The organism is Sphingomonas sp. CFBP 13706 (genome assembly GCF_014842355.1).
GTDB lineage: Bacteria > Pseudomonadota > Alphaproteobacteria > Sphingomonadales > Sphingomonadaceae > Sphingomonas > Sphingomonas aerolata.
Genome location: NZ_JACYVM010000002.1, coordinates 463816 through 482423 on the forward strand (window position 1 = coordinate 463816; position 18608 = coordinate 482423).

Annotated in this window: 22 protein-coding genes; 10 read left to right on the plus strand and 12 right to left on the minus strand. The window is 66.1% G+C overall.

All coding sequences use genetic code 11. From position 1 onward, the window contains the following. Positions 1 to 163: 163 nt before the first annotated feature. Complete coding sequence (locus IFS44_RS05565) at positions 164 to 1840, plus strand: putative bifunctional diguanylate cyclase/phosphodiesterase (protein ID WP_159512439.1); 1677 nt, start codon at positions 164 to 166, stop codon at positions 1838 to 1840. A 4-nt stretch (positions 1841 to 1844) separates the two neighbouring features. On the opposite strand, the gene IFS44_RS05570 is transcribed toward IFS44_RS05565, so the two are convergent. The 4 genes from IFS44_RS05570 to IFS44_RS05585 all read right to left on the minus strand — a co-directional run bounded on the left by IFS44_RS05570 (position 1845) and on the right by IFS44_RS05585 (position 4798). Further along, positions 1845 to 3038, minus strand: coding sequence for a CCA tRNA nucleotidyltransferase (locus IFS44_RS05570; protein WP_192097759.1), 1194 nt, complete (start codon positions 3036 to 3038; stop codon positions 1845 to 1847). Beyond that, positions 3029 to 3625 carry a CoA pyrophosphatase gene (locus IFS44_RS05575; RefSeq protein WP_031440742.1) on the minus strand — a complete coding sequence of 199 codons (597 nt, stop codon included), beginning with the start codon at positions 3623 to 3625 and terminating at the stop codon, positions 3029 to 3031. Before IFS44_RS05575 ends, IFS44_RS05570 begins: the two co-directional genes overlap by 10 nt. Continuing rightward, positions 3622 to 4212 (minus strand): DUF1285 domain-containing protein, encoded by a 591-nt coding sequence (locus IFS44_RS05580; protein WP_192097760.1) that lies wholly within the window; start codon positions 4210 to 4212, stop codon positions 3622 to 3624. Before IFS44_RS05580 ends, IFS44_RS05575 begins: the two co-directional genes overlap by 4 nt. A gap of 76 nt (positions 4213 to 4288) precedes the next feature. Then, a complete protein-coding gene (locus tag IFS44_RS05585) occupies positions 4289 to 4798 on the minus strand; it encodes a GNAT family N-acetyltransferase (RefSeq protein WP_031440744.1) in 510 nt (169 codons plus the stop codon). A 138-nt stretch (positions 4799 to 4936) separates the two neighbouring features. Here IFS44_RS05585 and IFS44_RS05590 point away from each other — a divergent pair, with 138 nt between their 5' ends. Both IFS44_RS05590 and IFS44_RS05595 read left to right on the plus strand, forming a co-directional pair. Next, a complete protein-coding gene (locus IFS44_RS05590; RefSeq protein ID WP_031395199.1) occupies positions 4937 to 5308 on the plus strand; it encodes a dihydroneopterin aldolase in 372 nt (123 codons plus the stop codon). Positions 5309 to 5312: 4 nt separating this feature from the next. After that, entirely contained in the window at positions 5313 to 5603 is a 291-nt protein-coding gene (locus IFS44_RS05595; RefSeq protein ID WP_192097761.1) for a Rossmann fold domain-containing protein, read from the plus strand. A gap of 24 nt (positions 5604 to 5627) precedes the next feature. Here IFS44_RS05595 and IFS44_RS05600 read toward each other — a convergent pair whose 3' ends face one another. Next, positions 5628 to 6596 carry a hypothetical protein gene (locus IFS44_RS05600; RefSeq protein WP_244649942.1) on the minus strand — a complete coding sequence of 323 codons (969 nt, stop codon included), beginning with the start codon at positions 6594 to 6596 and terminating at the stop codon, positions 5628 to 5630. Positions 6597 to 6850: 254 nt separating this feature from the next. On the opposite strand from IFS44_RS05600, the gene IFS44_RS05605 reads away from it, so the two are divergent. The 5 genes from IFS44_RS05605 to IFS44_RS05625 all read left to right on the plus strand — a co-directional run bounded on the left by IFS44_RS05605 (position 6851) and on the right by IFS44_RS05625 (position 9993). Further along, entirely contained in the window at positions 6851 to 7531 is a 681-nt protein-coding gene (locus IFS44_RS05605; protein WP_056406249.1) for an energy transducer TonB, read from the plus strand. Positions 7532 to 7582: 51 nt separating this feature from the next. Further along, the gene (locus IFS44_RS05610) at positions 7583 to 8377 is read left to right on the plus strand and encodes a MotA/TolQ/ExbB proton channel family protein (RefSeq protein WP_031395815.1); all 795 of its coding nucleotides are present in this window, start codon (positions 7583 to 7585) and stop codon (positions 8375 to 8377) included. 92 nt (positions 8378 to 8469) lie between these two features. Next, a complete protein-coding gene (locus IFS44_RS05615) occupies positions 8470 to 8949 on the plus strand; it encodes an ExbD/TolR family protein (protein WP_031395816.1) in 480 nt (159 codons plus the stop codon). Positions 8950 to 8982: 33 nt separating this feature from the next. Beyond that, complete coding sequence (locus IFS44_RS05620) at positions 8983 to 9411, plus strand: ExbD/TolR family protein (protein WP_031395817.1); 429 nt, start codon at positions 8983 to 8985, stop codon at positions 9409 to 9411. A gap of 234 nt (positions 9412 to 9645) precedes the next feature. Further along, positions 9646 to 9993 carry a tetratricopeptide repeat protein gene (locus IFS44_RS05625; protein WP_235516361.1) on the plus strand — a complete coding sequence of 116 codons (348 nt, stop codon included), beginning with the start codon at positions 9646 to 9648 and terminating at the stop codon, positions 9991 to 9993. 90 nt (positions 9994 to 10083) lie between these two features. Here the strand turns inward: IFS44_RS05625 and dcd are convergent, their stop codons facing one another. Beyond that, positions 10084 to 10638 (minus strand): dCTP deaminase, encoded by a 555-nt coding sequence (dcd, locus tag IFS44_RS05630; RefSeq protein WP_031395819.1) that lies wholly within the window; start codon positions 10636 to 10638, stop codon positions 10084 to 10086. 119 nt (positions 10639 to 10757) lie between these two features. Between dcd and IFS44_RS05635 the strand changes: the two genes are divergently transcribed. Continuing rightward, on the plus strand, positions 10758 to 12311 hold the full coding sequence (locus IFS44_RS05635; protein ID WP_192097762.1) for a porin: 1554 nt from the start codon (positions 10758 to 10760) through the stop codon (positions 12309 to 12311). A 7-nt stretch (positions 12312 to 12318) separates the two neighbouring features. Here IFS44_RS05635 and IFS44_RS05640 read toward each other — a convergent pair whose 3' ends face one another. From IFS44_RS05640 to IFS44_RS05650, 3 genes are read right to left on the minus strand one after another with little or no spacing between them, the layout of a single operon-like run. Further along, a complete protein-coding gene (locus tag IFS44_RS05640) occupies positions 12319 to 12783 on the minus strand; it encodes a cytidine deaminase (protein WP_192097763.1) in 465 nt (154 codons plus the stop codon). Then, positions 12780 to 13457 carry a GH25 family lysozyme gene (locus IFS44_RS05645; RefSeq protein ID WP_192097764.1) on the minus strand — a complete coding sequence of 226 codons (678 nt, stop codon included), beginning with the start codon at positions 13455 to 13457 and terminating at the stop codon, positions 12780 to 12782. Before IFS44_RS05645 ends, IFS44_RS05640 begins: the two co-directional genes overlap by 4 nt. Positions 13458 to 13466: 9 nt before the next feature. Further along, entirely contained in the window at positions 13467 to 13949 is a 483-nt protein-coding gene (locus IFS44_RS05650) for a UPF0262 family protein (protein WP_031395823.1), read from the minus strand. 143 nt (positions 13950 to 14092) lie between these two features. Here IFS44_RS05650 and IFS44_RS05655 point away from each other — a divergent pair, with 143 nt between their 5' ends. Further along, on the plus strand, positions 14093 to 15583 hold the full coding sequence (locus IFS44_RS05655) for a replicative DNA helicase (RefSeq protein ID WP_031395824.1): 1491 nt from the start codon (positions 14093 to 14095) through the stop codon (positions 15581 to 15583). 165 nt (positions 15584 to 15748) lie between these two features. Here the strand turns inward: IFS44_RS05655 and IFS44_RS05660 are convergent, their stop codons facing one another. The 3 genes from IFS44_RS05660 to IFS44_RS05670 are packed head-to-tail and all read right to left on the minus strand — an operon-like array spanning position 15749 to position 18558. Next, positions 15749 to 16501 carry a phosphoadenylyl-sulfate reductase gene (locus IFS44_RS05660; RefSeq protein WP_107929628.1) on the minus strand — a complete coding sequence of 251 codons (753 nt, stop codon included), beginning with the start codon at positions 16499 to 16501 and terminating at the stop codon, positions 15749 to 15751. Beyond that, positions 16494 to 16934, minus strand: a complete 441-nt coding sequence (locus tag IFS44_RS05665) for a DUF934 domain-containing protein (RefSeq protein ID WP_192097765.1) — start codon at positions 16932 to 16934, stop codon at positions 16494 to 16496. The genes IFS44_RS05660 and IFS44_RS05665 overlap by 8 nt, the downstream gene beginning before the upstream one ends. Beyond that, the gene (locus IFS44_RS05670; protein WP_159512445.1) at positions 16927 to 18558 is read right to left on the minus strand and encodes a nitrite/sulfite reductase; all 1632 of its coding nucleotides are present in this window, start codon (positions 18556 to 18558) and stop codon (positions 16927 to 16929) included. The genes IFS44_RS05665 and IFS44_RS05670 overlap by 8 nt, the downstream gene beginning before the upstream one ends. Positions 18559 to 18608: the final 50 nt, after the last annotated feature.

The window sequence follows — 18608 nt, forward strand, 5'->3', positions numbered from 1 at the left end:
CGTGCTGACCATCGCGATCTGACTCCAGGGTAAATCGGGGGCCAGCGGCCGGGTCGTTGCGGACTGGTGCCGGGCTGTCTGAACCGGGGTTGAAATAATCGTACTCGTTTTGGGTCTTTTGTAAATTTCACGCGGCCTTAACGAAGCCGGGTTAGGCAGGACTATGGAATGGGTTCTTCACGAGGCCGAACAACCGGCAACCGTCTCGGCTGAACTCGTCGCGCGCGGCCTCGAGCTGAGCCCGATTCCGATGGTCCACCTGACGCTCGAGAACGGTGGGCTCGAGCTGTTCGCGATGAACCGGGCCTATCGCCTCGCCGGGCTGGGCGTCGTCGCGACGCGGTCGCCGATGATCGCCGATCTGGGCGATCGGATCATCGCCTTTCTGCTGACGTCGCAAACCCGACTCGACTTCGACTGGGCCTTTGGCGACACGATCGATTGCCGGCATTACCGCGTGACGATCGCGCGGAGCAGCGCAGCGATCCACGACCGGTGCACGCTGAGCTTCGTCGACCGGACCTCGCAGATCCATACCGAACGCAGCATGCGGCGCGAGATGACGACCGACAGCCTGACCGGGCTGCTCAACCGCGAAGGGTTCGAGGATCTGGTCGAGGCGGTCGAGGATCACGCCGCGCGCGCGGTCCTGGCGATCGATATCGACCGGTTCGGGCGGCTGAACGCGTGCCTGGGATCGCTGGTCGGCGACGAGATGCTGATCACCGTCGCGCGGCGGATCAAGGGCGCGCTGCGGGTGCGCGATACGCTGGCGCGGGTCGGCGGCGGGCAGTTTGCGGTGCTGATGACGATCGACGAGGATCCCGCAGAGGCACTGCGTCTCGCCGACCGGATTCAGCGCGCGCTGATCGCGCCGTTCCGCCTGACCGATTACGAGATCCGCGTCGAATGCTCGATCGGCATCGCCTATGGCCGGGACGAGACCGGCGACACCGCCGAGATGATCCGCCACGCGCAGTTCGCGGTAAAGCGCGGCAAGGCGACGGGGCGGACCGAATGCTATCAGCGCCAGGAATTCGTGATCGCGCGCGAACAGTTCGGCATGGAGACCGCGCTGCGTCGCGCGATCGAGAATGACCGGCTGCGGCTCGCCTATCAGCCGATCTGCGATCTTGCGACCGGGCGTATCGTCGCGTTCGAGGCGCTGGCGCGGTGGACCGACGAGGATGGTCGCGAGATCCCGCCGACACAGTTCATTCCGGTTGCCGAGGAATCGGGGCTGATCGTTCCACTGGGGCGCTGGGCGATCGATGCGGCGGCGCGGACGCTGGCGGCGTGGGACGTACGTGCCGGCGGGCATTGCGGCGTTCGCGTCGCGGTGAACCTGTCCGCGATCCAGCTGCAGCGCGACGCGATCGCGCCGGTGGTCGAGTCGGCGCTGTCTCGCTCGCGGCTCGGCGGCGATCGGTTCACACTCGAATTGACCGAAAGCGCGATCGTGTCCGACCCGGACCGGATCGCGCAGGCGATGCATGCGCTGAAGGATCTCGGCACGACACTCGCCATGGACGATTTCGGCACCGGCTATTCCAATCTCGCCTATCTCCAGAAACTGCCGATCGATGTGCTGAAGATCGACCGGAGCTTCGTGACGGGGATGCTGGCGGACCGCGACAAGGTGTCGATCGTCCGCGCGATCCTCAGTCTCGCGCAGGCGCTCAACATGCAGACGACCGCGGAGGGGATCGAGACGGGCGACTTGGCCCAGACGCTCGCGGCGCTCGGATGCACCTATGGCCAGGGCTATGTCTTCGCTCGGCCGCTCGAGGCGGCTCAGGCGTTCGAGTCGATCTTCAACCGGGTCCCGATCCTGGCCTGAAGGCTCAGGCGAGCGTTTCGGTGACCGCCTTGTCCGCGATCGCATCGACCCGGGCCTGATCTGGGAAACCCTCCGCGATCCACTGAGTCTCGATCCGCCGGCGCATCGCCGCGACGTCGGGTCCCTTGCGCAGGCCGCGTTCGACCAGCGCGCCGCCGCTGATCGGGAAGGCGGGCGGCGACCAGTCGGCAATCGGCGCGACGTCCGCACCTGCGATCAGCAACCGGTCGATCGCGCCAGCAAGGCCGTGGCGATAGGCGAGTGCGCGCGGGCCTTCGTCGCCAATCCCCTGCGTCGCCGCGACGACGCGTTTGCGATTGGTGTTCGACAGTTTCAGCCGTGCAGCGACCACATCGCCGTCGCGGGCGGGGATCAGTGCGGCCAGACGCCGGATCGGATCGGGCGCAATGCCGGCGGCATGTTCGTGATCGACCAGCGCGGCCAGCCGTGCGACCCCGTCGGCGTCGATCTCGGGCAGCACCGCACGCCAGATGCCGCGCTCGACCATCAGTGCGATCACCGCAACGGCGCGCGCCGCGACGAGCAGCTTGAGCAGTTCGGCGGCGATCCGTTCGCGGGACAGCGCCATCAGGTCGTTCGCGCGGGCGGTGCACGCCTCCAGCCCGGCGGCGTCGATCTGGGTCCCGAACCGCGCGTGAAAGCGGAAGAAGCGCAGGATCCGCAGATGATCCTCCGCAATCCGCTGCAGGGGATCACCGATGAAGCGCACGCGCCCTGCGGACAGATCGTCAAGGCCACCGAAATAGTCGAAGATCTCGCCGCTGACGGGATCGGCATAGAGCGCGTTGATCGTAAAATCGCGGCGCGCCGCATCCTCGCGCCAGTCATCAGTGTAGGCGATCGTCGCATGCCGCCCATCGGTCGCGACGTCGCGGCGCAGCGTCGTGATCTCGACGGTTCCACCCTCGGTCACCGCGGTGATCGTGCCATGCGCAAGCCCGGTCGGCACCGCGCGGACCCGCGCATCCTCGAGCCGTTCGAGCACCTCCTGCGGGGGGAGGCTGGTTGCGATGTCGATGTCGATCGCGCCGGTATCGGCCGGCGTCAGGCCGAGCAGGGTGTCGCGCACCGCCCCGCCGACGAACCGCGACTGCGCCGACGCCCCGCCCAGCACGGCGGTCAGCGCGGCGAGGCCGGGGCGCGTCCGCCAGGCGGCATTGGGAAGACTCATGCCCATTGCAGTCGTCGCCTCAGATTGACGATCATCGCCGCGGTCGCGCCCCAGATGCGGCGGTCGTTCCAGATGATCTCGTAATAATGCCGCTCATGGCCCTGCCATTCGACGCTGGCTTCGACATGATTGCCCGAATCGAGCAGGAATTCGAGCGGAACCTCGAACACGTTCGCCACCTCGGCCTCGCTCGGGTGGAGCACCAGGTCGGGGGGGATGACGCCGATCACCGGCGTCACCTGGAAGCCGGTGACGGTGCGATAGGTATCGGCCTGGCCGATGACGGTCACGCGTTCGCGCGGCAACGCGATCTCTTCCTCGGCCTCGCGCAGCGCGGCGGTGACGATATCCTCGCCAGGATCGATCCGGCCGCCGGGGAAGGCGATCTGGCCCGCATGCTTGCGCATCGTCTCGGTACGCTGGGTCAGGATCACCCCGGGTTCGGCACGATCGGTCACCGCGATCAGAACCGCCGCGGGCAGCAGCGTATCGCCGGGCGGCAGATCGATATCGTCACGGTCGCCGGTCAGCAGGATCATGCCCGGCTCGACACCCCGCGACAGCGCGCTGCGCAGCCGATCGGCGAGCGTCACGCGGCGATGTCTTCGGGCGACGGCACCGCGGGTTCGAGCGGAAAGAACTGGCCGTCGCTCCACAGCCCGACCGGCGACTCGCCGCCCGCGATCGCGCGGTCGGCGAGCTCGTAATAGACCGGCCGGGCGACCACCGCCTCCATCCCGCCACGGACCATCAGATAAGGTCGCGGGCCGTCTTCATCCTCGACGAAGCGGATCGGGTGCGCGGCGCCCGCGGTTACGAGGTCGCCGGTGTTGAGCCGGAAGGTCAGCCTGGTCGCCGGACCCTCGCCATCGATCTTTACCTCGACCGCAACGAACGGCACGTCCTCGACGACGATGTCGAGCTTCTCGACCGGGGTAACCAGGACATAGCCGCCCGATGGCTCGCGCCGGAGGATCGTCGAGAAGAGCCGGACCATCGTCTCGCGGCCGATCGGCGTGCCCTGATGATACCAGGTCCCGTCGCGCGCGATCCGCATTTCGCTGTCGCCACAATGCGACGGATTCCATTTGTCGACCGGCGGCAGTTTCTGCTCGTCGGCGAGCCGGGCGATTTCGGCGAGGCTCAGCGAGGCAAGATCGGGGAGGGGGTCCATAGGCATGAGCGCGAGGTAGGGTGCGCATGGCCTCTCGTAAAGTCTCGCGGCAGGCGAAGCGCCAGGTCGCGCTGCGGCGTCGTCAGCCGGCTGCGCCTGGGCGCGGGCCGAGCATTCCAGCGTCGTCGGGTACGGCCCCGCCCAGTGCAAGAAGCCGGTGACGTTCGACCGGACCCGGTGCCTGCCACGCAGCCGTGCGCTCGGCGGAAAAGCCGAAGAACCGGCCATAATAGTCCGGATCGCCGATCAGCATCAGCGCGTCGCCCAGATCGCTCGCCGCAGCGACCTCGAGCGCGCGCGCTACCAGCGCCCTTCCGATGCCGTCGCCCTGGTGCCCCGGCGCGACCGCGACCGGGCCGACCATCACCAGCGGCAATGCCGCCTGCGCGGTCATGAGCGCGATCGGCCAGCACTGGATCGAGCCCAGCAGCATGTCGCCCGACACGGCGGCGAAGCTGAGCGTCGGGATCGCGGTTCCATCGCCGCGGATCATATAGGCGGTCCGGCCATGACGATGCTGCCCGAACGCGCGGTCGAGCAGCATCTCGACCTCGGCATGCGGGACGGCGTTCAAGGGGACGAGTTCGAACACCGGCTTCTCCAGCGCCGGCGCAGGAACGTCCGGGGCCGCGCGCTTTACGCAGCACGTCGCCGAACGCAAGCGGAACCGGCGTCGCGCCGCGTCCGCCCCGGGCCTTCCCTACGGTCGCGGCTCTGCTAGAGCGCGGCGATGCAAGACAGTCTTCAGCTCGAAGTGCACGACATGGAAGTGCAGGTGCTCACCGGAATCTATTCGGAGGAGACGCATCTGCCCCAGCCGCTGCGGATTTCGCTCACCGTCGATCTCACCTGCCCGAGCCGGTTCGATCCCGACACGCCCTTGTCGGCGTCGAAAAACTATCTCGATCTGAAACATGCCGCGACCACGGCCTTGCCGACGGGCGTGCATTTCACGCTGATCGAGGCCGTTGCCGACCATATCTGCGAGACGCTGTTCCTGCAGGACGCGCGTGTTCAGCGGGTTGCGGTGAAGATCGTCAAGCTGGCGATCGCCGAAGCGGGCGAGGCGATCGGCGTGACGCTCGTGCGACATCGTCGGTGAGATCGTGCGGCTGATCTTGAGCGAGCGTGACGATATCGCGGCGTGCGTGCGCGACGCGCGAGCGCGACTTGGCACCGAAGACAGCCTGGTCGTGGTGATTCGCGAAAGCAGCGATTCGCTTTTTGCCGCCCAGGCCCGCGCCGCGATCGCGCCGCTCGCGATCGAGGCGGCGCCGGTGACGCGAATCAACGCCGTCCTGTCCCATAATGGGGCGCGGGCCGCCGATGTCGAAGCGGCGATCAGCTACCTAGAGACCGCCCTGTCGACGACCGGGCAGATCGTCGAGATCCGCTGAGCGGACCCTCGCTCGGCGGTCCGGTCAGCGCCGCGGGCTGCGTCCGCAGGGGCCGAGCGCACGCAGAACGAATTGATAATCCTCACGCGCGATCACCGCGTCGGTGGCTGCCATCGACGCGACGCTGCGATCCGGCATGGCGGCGGGAAGCGCGCAGGCTAGCCGGTACCACAACAGCGAACCACGCGGCGGAGGAGCCGCGGCCTCGTCGACGATCTCGCTCAGCGCGACCGCCCAGCGGGGTTGCTCGCCAGGCCGCCGCAGGATCGACAGCGAGACGGGACGCTGATCCGAAGTGGTCAGGAAGATCTGCGTTTCACCTTCGCCGGGCAGGGCGCCGGGCACGTGAAAGGCGTTGCCGATCCCGGTAATGACGGGCGGCGCGTCGGCGGCGAGCACCTCGCGGGCGATGCGGCGGACCTGCGCGTCGAGTGCTGGCGTCCAGTCGCGTTGCGCATCGCGCGCGACGAGCTGGATCTCGGCCGTCGATGTTCCGGCGGTACGCGCAAACAACAGCACGCGCGCCTTTTTCAGCTTTGGCAGGCGACCGTTGGAATCCGGTGCGACATCAAGCAGATAGCCGAGCCTTGGGGCCACACCACCACTGCCGCGAATCAGCGCGGTTACGTCGGCCTCGACATAGAAACGGACGAGCCCGGGTGCGACATCCGCCGCCTCTGCGCCCTTGATCCGCGCGGTCGAGCGAATCGTCGCGTCGGCGATCACCGGCGCGGCGAGAACGAGATCCGCAAGGTCCGCATAGCCCGCGCCTTGGTCGGCGGCCGCGGGCTGGGCCGGCTCCGCGCCAGCCGCTCCAGCCGCTCCAGCGGGCGCTGCATCGCGCGCGCCTTCCCATTGCCGATCAAGCTGTTCGGGGGTCAGCGTCGTCGAGTCGCCGGCGCTGTTTTGCTGCGGCGCGGTCGGCACGGATTGCGGCGGGGGGGCCGTCTGCGCAACGATCGGGGCTGCGGCGATGACGGCGAACAGGGTCATGAGCGGTGGGATGGAACGTGGGGATATCATCGCCATGGGCTACGCGATGGCGCATGAACGTTACAGAAATAAAATTGCCATCATACGCTTGTACGTTTGTTGCGTCCGACAAAGCGTTTGCGTGTCGCATGGCGTGGCGATAGACATTGCGCACTGCCGCGTGGAATTTTTGCTTCACGGCACACGTTTGCGTTGCGCCTGCCCCCATGCGCGACTGCGTGAAGGCAGACAGAATAAGGGAGTGTCGTTGCTGAATGGCCTATGTTGACCAGAAGATGTCCTCAGGCAAAATCGTCGCGATCGTCATCGTCGCGCTGATTCATGCTGCCTTGGGCTATGCTTTCGTCACCGGCCTCGCGTTTCAATACGTGAAAAAGGCCACCGAAAAGTTAAACACGTTCGACGTGGAGCCGCCGCCACCGCCGCCTCCGCCCGACGAGCCCCCGCCGCCGCCGCCTGACCAGCCCAACCTGCCGCCGCCGCCGACCACCGTCGTCGTGCCGCCGCCGGTCGTTGTTACGCCGTCGCCCGCTCCGGCGATCACGACGTCGAACATAATCCCGCTGAGCCAGCCAACGGCACCGCCGGCGCCTCCCGCGCCGCCAGCGCCGCCGGCCCCGCCAGCAGCACCGACGGTCAGCAAGGCCGCGGGCGCCAAGGGTAATCCGGCGACATGGGTGAGCCAGGACGACTATCCGCCGAGCGCGATTCGTGCCGGCGAACAGGGTGCGGTCGCGATGCGCTGGGACATTAATGCCCAGGGTCGTGTCGAGAACTGCACCGTGACGTCGTCGAGCGGTTCGCCTGCTCTCGATCGGGCAGCCTGTGCTGCGATGACGCGACGTGGTCGCTACTCGCCGGCGCTCGATCAGGCCGGGAACCCGATGCGTTCGAGTGCGACGCAGCGTATCCGGTGGACGTTGCCGGAAAATTAATCTGCGTCTCGGCGCACTTAGACCAACGAATCTTAAGAGGATCATCCGACCATGTTCACCACTATCCTTGCCGCGGCGGCGCCCGCAGCAGCCGAAGCCAACCCGTACGGCCTCGAAGCGGCACTTCGCGAAGGCGGTCTCATCTCCCAGACCGTGTTCGGCATTCTGGTGCTGATGTCGGTGGTTTCGTTCTACATCCTGTTCTCCAAGCTGTTCGAGCAGCAGAAGATCATCGGTCAGGGCAAGCGCGTCCGTCAGGCCTTCTGGTCGTCGAACAGCCTTCGCGAAGGTTCGGCCAAGCTCGAGAAGAACTCGGCCTACAAGCAGATCGTCGACGACGGTCTGGCCGCTCAGGAGCAGCATTCGAAGCTGACCGATCCGGTCGAGGCGCATGACTGGCTGCACGGTTCGCTCGCGCGTTCGGAAGCCGCGATCAACTCGAAGCTGGGTGGCGGTCTCGCCTTCCTCGCAACGGTCGGTTCGGTTTCGCCGTTCATCGGTCTGTTCGGTACGGTTATCGGCATCTACCGCGCACTCGTGAAGATCGGTGCATCGGGTCAGGCATCGATCGACAAGGTCGCAGGGCCGGTCGGTGAAGCACTGATCATGACCGCACTGGGTCTCGTCGTCGCGGTTCCTGCCGTGCTGTCGTACAACTGGCTGCAGCGTCGCAACAAGTCGATCGCAGAGGACCTGTCGGCCTTCTCGAACGACGTGCTCGGCTTCCTGGCATCGAACGGTGCCGTGCGTCCGATCACCGCTTCGGGCGTCAAGCCGGTTGTGGCCAAGCCTGCCACGGCGACCACGACTGCCGGTCAGACCGGTGGCGTGCCGCGCGCTAACTAAGACGCGAGAAAGGCGGGGCTGCCGTTCGCGGCAGCTCCGCTTCCTTCCCGCCGGCGGTGCCGGTGGCGATAAAAGAATAGGATAGTTCGCACATGGCGATGAGTGTTGGTGGCGATTCCACCGAGAAATCGATATCGGACATCAATACGACGCCGCTGGTCGACGTCATGCTCGTGCTCCTGATCATCTTTCTGGTGACGACGACCGTCGCGGTCCAGGCGGTGCAGCTGAAGCTCCCCGAGGTCAAATTTGATCCGACCACGACCAAGCCCGAAAATGTCTCGCTGTCGGTGACGACAAATGGCGATGGCAGCTGTGCAGTGTATTGGAACATGACCCCGGTCACCTCGACCGAGCTCCTCGATCGCGCGGTCGCCAAGCTGAAGACCGAGATCGATCGTCAGGGTGGCGTGAATGCCGCAGGTCTTGAGCTGCCCGAGGCGCATATTCGCGGCGACGTGAACACGCCGTACAAGTGCATCGGCGGCACGATCTACACGATGCAGCGCGCCGGCTTCGCCCGCGTCGGCTTCATCTCCGAGCCGCCCCCCGGCGGCACCACCGAACGCTGACGATCGCTCGGACGTATTTAGGAGTAGTATAGAATGGCAATGGGCGGCGGCAAAGAAGATGACGGGCCGATGATGGAAATGAACATGACGCCGTTGATCGACGTCCTGCTCGTTCTCCTCATTATGTTCATCATCACGATCCCGATCCAGACGCACGCGGTCAAGGTCGACCTTCCGGTCAACAGCAAGAACCCGCCGCAGAACCCGATCGACCCCGAGAAGAACAAGATCTCGATCGACGCATCGGGCACGGTGGCCTGGAACGGGTCGCCGGTCGACGAGGTGACGCTGCGCCAGTATCTGGACCAGACCGCGGGCATGAACCCCGAGCCGGAACTTCACTTCCAGCCGGACCCGCAGGCGCGGTACGAAGTCGTCGATCGCACTTTGGCCGTCGTGAAGCGGTCTTCGATCACGAAGCTCGGCTTCATCGGTAACGAGCAGTATCGCAACGACTTCTAAGTCACGCGACACGATCGATATAATGCCAGGGGCGGTCCGCAAGGGCCGCCCCTTTCGCATGTCCGACGTCCATGACACCGGAGGTTGGAAAGAGCGTCGGCATGCCGCGCGCGCACCTCACGGCCTTGCCAAAGCAATATCCGTAAAAATCCCATATTGCGCCACAGTCATCGAAGTGACACAACAGTGTCACAAAAGTGAAACCTTTCGACTCAGAAGGGCGATGGAGACGGGATGATGCGCAAATTCGGCTTTGTAGTTCTTGCCCTTGTCGGCGCGGCAGCACCGGCGCTCGCGGCGGATCAGAATGGCTATCAGGCGATCGTGTCGGGCGATCTTGCCGCGGCCGAACGCCATATCCTGGCGGAACAGGCGGTCTATCCGGGTCGCCCCGAACTGATGCTCAACCTTGCCGCGGTTTACCGGCGGACCGGCCGCGAGGCGGACGCACGGGCGTTGTACAAGCGCGTGCTCGAACGCCGCGACATCGCGATGGACCTTCCCTCGGGTGCGGTGGCCTCGTCGCATGATCTGGCACGACGCGCGCTCGGCGTGGCCCCGGTACAGATCGCCACGCGCTAAACCAGGGCCGACGCGCTCGTCCGGCGCCGGTCCTGTGGTTCCGTTATTGAGGCAGAGGCGTCGACCTCGCGCGGTCGACGCCTGAGGCGGTCAGAGCCGGGGCAGGGTGACCCCGCGCTGGCCCATATATTTGCCCGCGCGGTCGGCATAGCTGATCTCGCACGGCTCGTTACCGCGCAGGAACAGGAACTGGCAGGCGCCCTCGTTCGCGTAGATCTTCGCGGGCAGCGGCGTGGTGTTCGAGAATTCGAGCGTCACATGCCCCTCCCATTCGGGTTCGAGCGGGGTGACGTTGACGATGATCCCGCAGCGCGCATAGGTCGATTTGCCCAGACAGATCACCAGCGTGTCGCGCGGAATGCGGAAATATTCGACCGTCCGCGCCAGCGCAAAGCTGTTCGGCGGAATGATGCAGACATCCGTCTTGCGGTCGACGAAGCTGTTCGCATCGAAATTCTTCGGATCGACGATCGCACTGTCGACATTGGTGAAGATCTTGAACTCGTCGGCGACGCGCGCGTCATAGCCATAGGAGGACAGCCCGTAGCTGATACAGCCATCGCGGCGCTGCGCCTCGTGAAATGGCTCGATCATCGCATCGCCCAGCGCGCGTTCGCGGATCCAGCGGTCGGACATGACGGACATGAGACATTCCCCTTTTCGCCGCTGCTTTCGCGCGGATGGTCGATGGCGGCAAGAGCGCGTGCACGCGGAGAGCGTTTTTGCCGTTGCAGCCGGCGTGCCGGGCCGTCATGGGGCGCGGCATGAACCAGATTCGGCAGCCTTTTCCGCGCGGTACGTCCGTCGAGCCACAGCTTCCGGAGCATGATGACGCGCGGAACCGCGCTGCTATTCGCGTGCGCCGCGCCATCCGCCATGCGCGGATCGCGCTGGTAGGATCGATCGCGCTGTCAGGTACGACGGCGCAGGCGCAGTCGGTGCAGGACCTGCAACGCCAGATCGACGAACTGAAGGCGACGATCGCCGAGCTCAAGGCCGCCCAGAACGGACCGATTGCCCAGACTGCGCCAGTCACTGCGCCGATAGTTGCGCCGGTCACAGCGCCGGTCGCGGTTGCGGCAACGCCTGCGCCCGCCCCGGCGCCCAAGCCGGCAACCGCGGTCGCGCCATCGACGCAATTGGCCGTGGCAACGCCCGAGCCGAAGCGCGCCTGGTATGATCGCATCGCGATCCGCGGCTATACGCAGATGCGGTTCAACGAGATCGTGTCGGGCGATCGCACCGCGCCGGAGGGCAAGTCGCGGTTGCGGTCGGTGCATGACGGCAGCATCGGCGACAATACCGGCTTTTCGCTCCGCCGCGTCCGGCTGGTCCTGCAGGGCGATCTGACCGACCGGGTGTCCTTCTATCTCCAGCCCGACTTCGCGGTGAACGTCAGCAACCAGTCGGGCGGCGAGCGACGCGAGGGCTTTGCCCAGCTGCGCGACGCCTATGTCGACACGTTCCTCGACGCGGATCGCCGCTTCCGGCTGCGGTTCGGGCAGTCGAAGGTGCCATTCGGCTGGGAGAATATGCAGTCCTCGTCGAATCGCATCACGATCGATCGCAGCGACGGGATCAACAGCGCGGTCCCCGGTGAGCGCGATCTGGGCATCGTCGCCTATTACACGCCCACCGGCGTGCAACGGATCTGGGATCGCCTCGAGGAGGACGGCCAGAAACTGTTCGGCAATTACGGTGCGTTCGCTCTTGGCGTCTATAACGGCCAGGGGATCAGCCGTGCCGAGACCAATGACGGCATGATGACCGTGGCGATGGCGACGTGGCCGTTCGCGCTCGACGGGCTTGGCGGGGCGTTTAGCGGACAGGTGTTGGAGGTCGGCGCGGCGGCCATCCGTAATCGCGTCCAGCCCGAACTGCGCAGCGGCGGGGTCAGCGACACGAGCTTTGCCGATGAGCGGTTCGGGGTCCACGCGATCCTCTATCCGCAGCCCTTCGGGTTTCAGGCGGAGTGGAACTGGGGGCGCGGCCCCGAATATGACGACGTGTCGCAGTCGATTACGACCAAGCGGCTCAACGGCGGCTATGTCCAGGCGATGGCTCGCGTGCGGTCGTCGCCGCTCGGCCCGTTCATGCCCTATGCGCGCCGGCAATATTATCGCGGCGGGTGGAAGGCGCTGCCCAACGCGCCGCGGCTCGAGACCGACGAGTTCGAGCTGGGGATCGAGTTCCAGCCGACCCCGCCGATCGAGCTGACCGTCGCCTATGCGCGGATGACGCGGCGCGAGGCCGACGAACGCCGCGAGGGCCGGGCGGAGGGCGATCTGATCCGCACGCAGTTGCAGTTCAACTACTGACCGCGGATCAGCCGATCCCGAGGTCCGCCGGGCCGAACGCATCGGGGAGAAGCTCCGACAGGCGGTAGCTGTGGACAGCCTCGCCCTGCGCCGCGCCGCAGTGGACGGGAAGATCGCGCCCGCCCATCTGCGCCGCCTCGTTGATCACCTGGCGGCACCGTCCGCACGGGCTCACGGGAGCGTTGCCGGTCGCGCAACCTTCTGAGTCCATCGCGCCGCCGATCACGCCGATCGCAACGACGTCACGCAGGCGGCCCTGCGCGCTTGCGGTCGCCAGCGCGACTGTTTCGGCGCAGAGCGACAGGCCATAGCTCGCATTCTCGAAATTGGCGCCGGTGATCACGCTGCCGTCGTCGAGCAGCACCGCGGCGCCGACCGCGAATCGCGAATAGGGCGCATGCGCGTGACGCGCGGCGTCGCGCGCCGCGGCGATCAGGCGGGTTGCCTGATCGGTATCGAAACCATCGTTCATCCTGCCACCACGTCCCAATTCACCGGTCCCTCGATTCCCTCGACGCGCCGAAAATTGCTCGCGCGCCACATTCGCCACGGCCGTGCCGCATAATCGGGCTTGAGCAGATTGGCCATCGCCCAGACCGGCCGCGGCAGTGCCGCCGACAACGCATAGCTGCCCTCGACCGACTTGCCGATGCGCAGCAGGACGGGCTTGCCGGTATGCGTCTCGACCATCGTCACGAAGCGCGTCAGATCGGCGACCAGCGCGGCCTTTTCGGGGCGGGCGACGCAATCATCCCGGAACTGCACATCGACGGCGACGGGCAACGCATCGGCGGCGGCGGGCACGAAGGTATTGAACGCGTTCGCCTGTTCGACCGCAGGCTGGCACAGCGAATAGATATGCACCGCGCCGCGGCGCAGCCCGGCTTCGGGAAGCGCCGCCCAGTTCGCCTCGAACGCGGGATCGCGGCGATCCTTGCCCGAGGTCGCGACGATATAGGCGAAATCGACGCCGCGCGCGCGCACCGTTCCCCATTCGACCGGCGCGGGATTTTCACCCAGGTCGACGCCTTGCAGCGGATAGGTCTCGGTCGCGGGATGCCACTGCGTCGCATAGGCCCAGCCGCCAATCGCGATGCCGCCCGTGCCGAACAGCACGGTCGCAAGCTTCAGCAATGTCGTGGCCATCAGCGCTGCTCAGCCACGTAGATGAAGGACGCAGATGAGCGTGAACAACCGGCGGGCAGTGTCGAAATCGACCTCGATCTTGCCCGACAGCCGGTCCTTGAGCAGCTCGGCGGCCTCGTTGTGGACGCCGCGCCGGGCCATGTCGACGGTTTCGATCTGCGCGGGCGAGGACTGGCGAATCGCCTGGTAATAGCTGTCGCAGATCGCGAAATAGTCCTTGATCGGTCGGCGGAAACGGCCGAGCGCGAGCACCAGTGTCTCAAGATGCGTGTCGTCCTCACGATGGATGTGAATGCCGAGACGGCCTTCCTCCGTCTCGAGCCTGATGCGGTACGGGCCGGCATAGCCATCGGCATGCTGGCGCTGCGGCGCGAAATAATTGCCCTCGATCAGGTCGAAGATCGCAATCCGGCGTTCCTGTTCGATATCCGCGGAGCGCCACGCAATCGTGCGCTCGTCGAGCTGTATGTCGATGATCCGCGGGTCGGCCATGCCATGTGCGATAGCGATGGTCGTAACGCGTGTCACTTGTCGCCTGCACCGGCGGCCGCCGATCGCGGCGGGCTGGTCGACTTATCCCCATCATTCTGGCGCAGTTGGCTTGGAGCGATCGCGCGCAGTGCGTAGAACGCAGTATGGCAACCCTTGCATTCCCCGTCCCCGCCGTGGCCGAACCACAGCAGCTTCCCCGCAACGTCGAGGCCGAAGCCGCGATGCTCGGCGCAATGATGATCGACAACCGGCTCGCCGACGATCTGGTCGACAAGCTCGAACCCACGCATTTCTTCGAACCCGTGCACGGGCGCATCTTCGCCGCGATCAAGACGCTGCGCGGCAACGACATGCTGGTGACGCCGGTCACGCTGCGGCCGATGTTCGACGCGGACGAGGGCATGCGCGAGCTGGGCGGTCCCGCCTATCTCGCCGGCCTCACGGGCAGCGGCGCGGGGCTGATCGGCGCGCGTCAATTCGCGCAGCAGATCTATGACCTGGCGATGCTGCGTGCGCTCGTCTCGGTCGGCCGCACCCTGGTCGACCGCGCGATGGACACCTCGGAGGAGGTCAATCCGCGCGCGCAGATCGAGCTGGCCGAGGAGGAATTGTTCAAGGTCGCCGCCGATGGCGGGGCGGAGAACTCGGTCAAGACGTTCGCGCAGGCGACCACCGCGGCGGTCAAGATGGCCGAGCGGGCGCTCAACTCGGGCGGCAATTTGTCGGGCGTCACCACGGGTATCGACTCGATCAACGCCAAGATCGGCGGCATGCATCACAGCGATCTCATGATCCTCGCCGGGCGTCCGGGCATGGGCAAGACGTCGCTCGCCACCAACATCGCGTTCAACGCCGCGCGGCGCTGGATGCGCGACATGGCCGACGGGATCGCGCCGAAGGATTCGGTCGGCGCGAAGGTCGCGTTCTTCAGCCTCGAAATGTCCGCGGATCAGCTGGCGACGCGTATTCTTGCCGAGCAGTCGCAGATTTCATCCGAATCGCTCCGCATGGGCAAGATCAGCCGGACCGAGTTCGCGCAGTTGGCGGCCGCGGCGGCAGAGCTGGAGAATCTGCCGCTGTTCATCGACGACACGGGCGGTCTGTCGATCGGCGCGCTGCACACGCGTGTCCGCCGGTTGCAGCGCCGCCACAATAACGAGATCGGGCTGGTGGTGGTCGACTATCTCCAGCTGCTGTCGGGGTCGGGCAAGAGCAAGGATGGCAACCGCGTCCAGGAAATCTCGGAGATTTCGCGTGGGTTGAAGACGTTGGCGAAGGACCTGAACGTCCCGGTGCTGGCACTGTCGCAGCTGAGCCGCGCGGTCGAAAGCCGCGAGGACAAGACGCCGATGCTCTCCGATCTTCGCGAATCCGGGTCAATCGAGCAGGACGCCGACATGGTCTGGTTCGTGTACCGCGAGGATTATTACGTCGCGTCGAAGGAGCCCAAGCGCCCGGCCGAAGGCGACAGCGCGAAGATCTTCGAGGATCACGCGTCCTGGGCGGCCGAGATGGAGCGGGTCTATGGTCTTGCCGAGCTGATCATCGCCAAGCAGCGCCACGGCGCGACCGGCAAGGTGCGGATGAAGTTCGACCCGACGATCACGAAATTCTCGGATCTGGCGGAATATTGAGGCGCTCATCACCCTCTCCCCGCGTGGGAGAGGGAAGGGGCCCGCGGCACTTGCCGTGGAAAGGGTGAGGGGAATGAGACGCGGGACGGTTAATCCCAACGCCCCTCTCCCTTCCGTCGCCTACGGCTCCTCCCTCCCTCTCCCCAAAGGGGCGAGGGAATTCAGTCAGATGATCGGGTCGTAGCCGCCGGGGGCGTGGATGCCGCATTCGACCTTGTCGAAGCTGCGCCAGCGCCCCGCGCGCGGATCCTCGCCGGGGGCGACCTTGGTGGTGCAGGGTGCGCAGCCGATCGAGAGATAGCCCTGTGCCTCGAGCGGATGCCGCGGCAGATCATGCTCGGCGAAATAGGCGTCGAGCCGCGCCTTGTCCCAGTCGGCGAGCGGGTTGATCTTCAACCGGCCCTCATCTTCCTCGAACCGCGGCAGCGCGGTGCGCGTGCCCGACTGGAAGCCCTTGCGCCCCGAGATCCACGCGTCGAACGGCGCGAGCGCGCGGCGCAGCGGCTCGACCTTGCGCAGGTCGCAGCAGCCATCGGGGTCGTAGGACCAGCGTTCGCCGGCCCGATCCTTGATCGCGAGCAGCCGCGGATCGGGTCTGAACACGCGCAGGTCGGTGAGGCCAAGCCGTTCGGCCAGCGCATCGCGATAGGCGAGCGTCTCGCCGAACATCTTCTGCGTGTTGGTGAAGATCACCGGCACGTCGACATCGACCTGCGCGACCATGTGCAGCAGCACCGCAGATTCGGCACCGAAGGACGAAACCGACGCGATCCGCCCGGCCAGTTCGCCGGTCAGCAGCTCGCGCAGCATCTGCGCCGCAGGAACGCCGGCGAACCGGTCCTGCATCGCCTGTGCGTCCGCCCTGGTGAAGGCGGGGGTCACGTCGATCGTGTCGATCCGGCGGAGCGCTTCACCCATGGCGCAGCTTCCAGACTGGCACGGTGCCGTCGGCCGCCTTCTGATAGGGCGTGTCGTAGCGCGAGAGGCTGGCGCGGAGCACGTCGATATCGATCGGGGCCTCGGGCGCGAAGCTGTCGAAGCCGCAGCGGCGCATCAACGGAATCTGGTCGACAAGCACGTCGCCCGCCGCACGCAGCTCGCCGGTATAGCCCGCCTCGCGCAGGATCCGCGCCGCGGAATAGCCGCGGCCGTCGCGATAGCCGGGAAAGCTCACCTCGATCAGCGCGAGCTGGTCGATCTGCGGCAGCAGCGCGCGCGCATCGTCGCCCGCTTCGAGGCGGACGGCGGCGGCGTTGCTCTGGCCGATGAACGAATCAAGCGTCACCGCAGGCTCGTCATGCGGCTCGTCGTCGCGGAAGCGGAGCAGCGTCTGGTCCGGATACTCAACCATAGATCGCCTCCTTGAACGTCTCGAAGCCGACGCGGCGGTAGGTGTCGAGGAAGCGCTCGCCGGGGTCGCGGACCTGCAGATAGCGGTCGGTGACGCGTTCGATCGCGTCGACGACGCCATCCTCCGAGAAGCCGGGGCCGGTGATCTTGGCGAGGCTCACATCCTCCGCGCCCGATCCGCCGAGCGAGAGTTGGTAATTCTCGGTGCCCTTCTTGTCGACGCCGAGGATGCCGATGTGCCCGGCATGGTGATGCCCGCAGGCGTTGATGCAGCCGCTGATCTTGAGCTTGAGCTCACCCAGCTCGCGCTGACGGCCAAGATCGCCGAAGCGCGTCGCGATCTTCTGCGCGAGCGGGATCGACCGCGCATTGGCGAGGCTGCAATAATCGAGACCGGGGCAGGCGATGATGTCGCTGATCAGGTCGAGATTGGCCTCGGCCAGCCCAGCCTCGTTTAGCGTCGACCACACCGCGTGCAGATCGGCCATGCGGACGTGCGGCAGGACGATGTTCTGCGCATGCGTCACGCGCAGTTCGTCGAAGCTGTAGCGCGTGCCGAGATCGGCCATCACGTCGATCTGGTCCGCCGACGCGTCGCCGGGGATGCCGCCGACGGGCTTCAGGCTGATGTTGACGATCGCATAGCCGGGCTGCTTGTGCGCCTTCACATTCTGGTCGAGCCAGACCGCGAAGTCGGGATCGCTGCGGTCGATCTCGGTGGACGCGTTTTCCTCGAATGCGGGCGCGCCGAAATGGCTCGTGATCCGCTCGAGTTCGGCGCGCGGCGGATCGAGGCCGAGGCCCTTCACCGCGGCGAATTCCTCCTCGACCTGGCGACGATATTCGTCGGGGCCGATCTCGTGCAGCAGGATCTTGATCCGCGCCTTGTAGATATTGTCGCGGCGACCGTAGCGATTGTAGACGCGCAGGCACGCTTCGAGATAGCTCATCAGATCGTCGGCGGGGACGAAATCGCGGATCTCGTGGCTGATCATCGGCGTGCGGCCCATGCCGCCACCGACATAGATCTTCGCGCCGAGTTCACCGTCGCGGACGTGCAGACCGATGCCGATGTCGTGCAGCCGCATCGCCGCGCGATCCTCGTCCGCCGCGATCACGCAGATCTTAAACTTGCGCGGGAGGTAGGTGAATTCCGGGTGGAACGTCGACCACTGACGGATCAGCTCGGCCCAGGGGCGCGGATCGGCGACCTCGTCCGCGGCGGCGCCGGCGAACTGGTCGGAACTGATGTTGCGGATGCAGTTGCCCGAGGTCTGGATGGCATGCATCTCGACCGTCGACAGCTCCTGGAGGATGTCCGGGGTCTGATCGAGCTGGATCCAGTTGAACTGGATGTTCTGCCGCGTCGTGAAATGCCCGTAGCCGCGATCATATTTGCGCGCGATGTGGCCGAGCATCCGCATCTGCCGGCCATCGAGCGTGCCGTAGGGCACCGCGACGCGCAGCATGTACGCATGCAGCTGGAGATACAGGCCGTTCATCAGCCGCAGCGGCTTGAACTGGTCCTCGGTCAGCTCGCCCGAAAGGCGGCGGCGGACCTGGTCGCGGAACTCGTCGACGCGCTGGTCGACGATGGCCTGGTCGTACTCGTCGTATTTATACATGGGGGGTTCCCGGTAGAATTTGGTTCGCGCGGAGCCTGTCCTGAGCGAAG